6 protein-coding genes, 1 tRNA gene and 1 pseudogene are annotated in these 3,694 nt (G+C 53.2%); 2 read left to right on the forward strand and 6 right to left on the reverse strand.

Annotation, left to right across the window (positions count from 1 at the left end; genetic code table 11):
* Positions 1-306, reverse strand: a 306-nt coding sequence (locus tag HOJ95_00005) for an ATP-binding protein (GenBank protein ID MBT6393067.1), incomplete at its 3' end; no start/stop codon positions are given.
* Positions 307-457: 151 nt separating this feature from the next.
* A tRNA-Pro gene (locus HOJ95_00010) sits at positions 458-562 on the reverse strand.
* Positions 563-708: 146 nt separating this feature from the next.
* On the opposite strand from HOJ95_00010, the gene HOJ95_00015 reads away from it, so the two are divergent.
* Positions 709-867, forward strand: a complete 159-nt coding sequence (locus HOJ95_00015) for a hypothetical protein (protein MBT6393068.1) — start codon at positions 709-711, stop codon at positions 865-867.
* Entirely contained in the window at positions 860-1,633 is a 774-nt protein-coding gene (locus tag HOJ95_00020) for a hypothetical protein (GenBank protein MBT6393069.1), read from the forward strand. Before HOJ95_00015 ends, HOJ95_00020 begins: the two co-directional genes overlap by 8 nt.
* Here the strand turns inward: HOJ95_00020 and HOJ95_00025 are convergent.
* From HOJ95_00025 to HOJ95_00040, 4 genes and pseudogenes are all read right to left on the reverse strand, one after another.
* Positions 1,630-2,550 (reverse strand): IS1595 family transposase, encoded by a 921-nt coding sequence (locus HOJ95_00025; protein MBT6393070.1) that lies wholly within the window; start codon positions 2,548-2,550, stop codon positions 1,630-1,632. The two genes, HOJ95_00020 and HOJ95_00025, sit on opposite strands and share 4 nt — an antisense overlap.
* A gap of 2 nt (positions 2,551-2,552) precedes the next feature.
* Positions 2,553-2,747, reverse strand: a complete 195-nt coding sequence (locus tag HOJ95_00030) for a hypothetical protein (protein MBT6393071.1) — start codon at positions 2,745-2,747, stop codon at positions 2,553-2,555.
* Positions 2,748-2,789: 42 nt separating this feature from the next.
* Positions 2,790-3,356: an AAA family ATPase gene (locus HOJ95_00035; GenBank protein ID MBT6393072.1), complete on the reverse strand. Its 567-nt coding sequence runs from the start codon at positions 3,354-3,356 to the stop codon at positions 2,790-2,792.
* Positions 3,357-3,398: 42 nt separating this feature from the next.
* Positions 3,399-3,515: pseudogene (locus HOJ95_00040) on the reverse strand (DUF924 family protein).
* Positions 3,516-3,694 lie beyond the last annotated feature (179 nt).

A 3,694-nucleotide genomic window follows, 5' to 3' on the forward strand; every position in this document is an offset into this window, starting at 1 on the left:
ACCAATTGAATGAGTGGCGAGCCATAACTGACAGTTGTCCGGGACTAAAGATATCAGCGCATTAAGCAAGGCGCCTTGAACTTTAGTTCCAACATGTGTTTCTGGCTCATCTATAACAAATACAGTATTATTAAATTCTCTCTTTTTAATGACTATATCAAGTATTAAATCAAATATTGCTTTCTCTCCTCCGGAAAGATTCATATAATCAAATATTCCGCTCTGGTTTTTTCTAAATCTAAATGTCCCGTTGTCTAGCGGATTCCCTAATCCGAGGAGGTCTAGGTTTGGAAAAATATTTTCCATAGCACTCCTAATTTCGGCGACACTAGCGAATGCAAACCCACGGGCCCGAGGGGCGAATTCGCACGACACGCGACAAAATGCATTGCATGCATGAAAGGGCGGACATATTGTCCAGAGGTACGAGTTGCGCACACGCAATTCTGCACAGAGGTGGTGGGAGTGACGGGGATCGAACCCGCAAGGACCGTGATGGCTTGTCGAGAGCCGGTCCACCGGGTTCCAAACCCGGCGCGTTTACCAGTTTCGCCACACTCCCACGACAAGGGGTGGGGCGGCCCAGGAGTGTAGACTACGAGCGGGCCGCCCCTTCTCCTGCCAACGCAAAACGGGGAGATGGCTTTGCAGCCTCCTCCCCGTCTCGCGCATTGAAACCGTACCCGATACGTTCGGGAGTGCAAAGCCATGAATCACAAGATTCAGCAAAAAATTCGTGCACAGCCCCAAGATAGTGGGGATAACTCGGATTCTAAGCCAGCCGAGAAGCCCCTTAGCCTTGCGCCCCTCAAATTCGAGGAGGCGATGAAAGGGTTGCTGCGGGTGAAGCCGTCGTCAGATGGCTGACGCCCCGCTTCCCGCTCTTCAAATTCAATATGATAATGAGCGGCCCGTTGATCTGCTCGATCTGACTGGTTCGCTAAGTGCGCTAGGCGAGCGGTATCAAGAATTTGCGGCGGAAAGAGGCGCTGGAGAGGGCGCGCGGCTGTATGTCCGCGAAATGCGCGTCGGGTCCATCATTGCTGAACTCCAGCCCTTGCTGGAGCAAATGTCGTTTGTCTTGGAGCACCGCGAGACGATTGCGGCATTCACGGCCAATCTGAACGATCTTTTTAGATTCTTTTTGGCGCTGCCGCCGCGACCATGGGATTCTGACGTATCCCGCCGGGACGCTGAGCAAGTCCAAAAGATATTGGAGCCAACTGCGAAGGACGGTGGAGCGCAACTATTCTTGAATATCAACGGCGACCACGCGGCGCCGGTTATCAATATCAATGCGGAGCGAGCTGGCGCGATTCAAAGCGGGGCGCGGAGATTCTTGGACGCGGTTCCGTTGCCCGCGAACGAATTTTTTGAGGGGGAAGTGCTGTACCTCAAACAAGTGAAGGATGACCCTCAAGCCAAAACCGGCGACCGAGGAGTTATCGACGCCATCTCAACGCGGCCAGTAAAAATACTATTCATGAGCGAGGAGGCTAAGCAGGCGATTCTCAAGGGTCCAGACAATCCGTTTCGCCTAGCCTTCCTTGTGGATGGGCAGGTCAAGACCGTCGAAGGTAAGCCCGCATTGTATAAGATTTATGCAGTCCGAGACGCTTTCGAGCGACCCTAAACTGGCTTCTGATACATCAGCCGCTTACCAGCCGCGCCCTTGATCGCCTCGACGGTCCGCTCGCCATCGCTGGCGCTGCGAAGGTTCCAGTGGAACTCCCGCTCCCGCAGATAGCGGGGAAGGTGCTTCTGCGAAACGTGGTGATGGGTGCCGATGATCGCGCGCTTCAAGAGCGAGTGATACGACTCCGCGAAGTTGGTGTGGAAGATCAGCGCCCGAACGTAGGTCTTGGAGTGATCGACGGTGTGGTGGCTGGCAAAGTGCTTGTCGATGCCGTGATAGCCAAGATGCTCGTCGGTCACGATATGGGCCGAGCCGCTGACCACTGGCCGAGCGATTGTCTGTAGCGTGGCCTTCTTGGTGTTGGGAACCATGAAGGTCCGCGCCTCGCCCTCGCGGTCAATGAGGGTCATGACGATGGCCTTCTGACCGGCGGTTTTCTTGTTCTTGTGGCGGTTGTTCCGAGCCTTGCCGCCCACATACGTCTCGTCGATTTCGACGATGCCGCCGTCTCCGCCCAAGAGGCCGCGCATTGGATCGCGCTTCATCGCCTCGCGAATGCGATGGCAGAGGAACCAGGCCGCTTTGTAGGAGATCCCAAGGGACCGCTCGATCTGGCTGGCTGAGACGCCTTTCTTGGCCGTGCACATCATGTAGATGGCCATGAGCCACTTGGTCATGGGGATGTTGGAGCCTTCAAAGATGGTTCCGATCTTGACCGTGAATTGCTTACGGCAAGGCCCACACTTCCACAGCCCGTGGCGAACGCGCTTCTCGGGGTTGGCCTTGATGCGGGAAAGCCTTTCACGCCCTTCACAGTGAGGGCACACAGCGCCGTCGGGCCACATGAGGCTTTCGATAAACTCGATAGCCTTGGCCTCGTCGGAGAAATATGGAGCAAGTTCGGCGAAGTTCATGGTCATTGTGTCGCCTCGATGCTATCCGCAGCCTCAGCGAGCTTTGCGGATAGCTTCTTTAGAATTTCTCGGGTCACCAGAAACATCTGCGACTCACTGTCGGTTTCGAGCCGAAGGAGCGCGAGTGATGGTGTCTGCGGATTTTGGTAAATGTCCGCCTTGCGGATCATCTCTGCTTTTTCAAATTCAAGAGTCATCGGGCGATACCCTGCTGATCTGGCCTTCCGAACAAGATCAGTCTAGCGAACCCATCGTGGGTTTGCAAAGGTTATATTCGCCCTAATTTCTCTTAATTGCTTATCACGAAATTCTCCAATAGTTGTTGTTTCTTCTTCATTTTCGTAGATATCTTGGAATCCCTGTGAACACATTCTTTGGTAATTTTTTGATACAGCCGCGTCATTATCAATTGTTCGTTGAATTCTATCTTCGTCGATAGCTGGGCCAATATGACTAATTCCTGAAATACGGAATGATGGATCATTTCTATATGCAGATCGGATGTAGATACCTTTCTTACGTTCTACGGTATCAAATGTATCATCCTGCCAGAATTTAATGTCTACCGCATTATTCCAAGAAAGGTTTCCCGCATCGTCTTGACGGACGTGGTATTCGATATCCCAAGGCCCCCCTCTCTGGCTCCATGCATGCCGGTACCAAACATACATGGCGTCAATTACTGAGGATTTACCACACCCATTGGGGCCCGCCATGATTACTAATTTTGCGGATTCGGGGATGTCCCCAATCGTTGTATCCGAAAATCTTTTAAATCGGTGGAGTTTTATATTTTGTATTCTCATCTTATTTCCTCTGGACCGTTTAAGATTCTCAACAAAAAGTAGTTAAAACGCCGAATCCGGCTCTTTTAGAAACTCCGCCTCTTCCGGCGTGGTCTCGCGCCCCAGGATGGCGTTGCGGTGGGGAAAGCGGCCGAAGCGTTCCACGATCTCGTGGTGGCGGCGGACGATGCGGGTGACCTCGGGGTCGGTCCCGCGCATGGCGGTGAACAGCTCGACCGCGCGATTGATGCGGTTATGCCGCGCATCCGCATTACAGAATTGCTGTGGGATGTGGGCCGGCACACGGGCTTTCTCGACTGCTTCACCGATTTACGTTCGGGACGTACCAATACCAATCC

Source organism: Nitrospinaceae bacterium, assembly GCA_018669005.1.
Taxonomy (GTDB): Bacteria; UBA8248; UBA8248; order UBA8248; family UBA8248; genus UBA8248.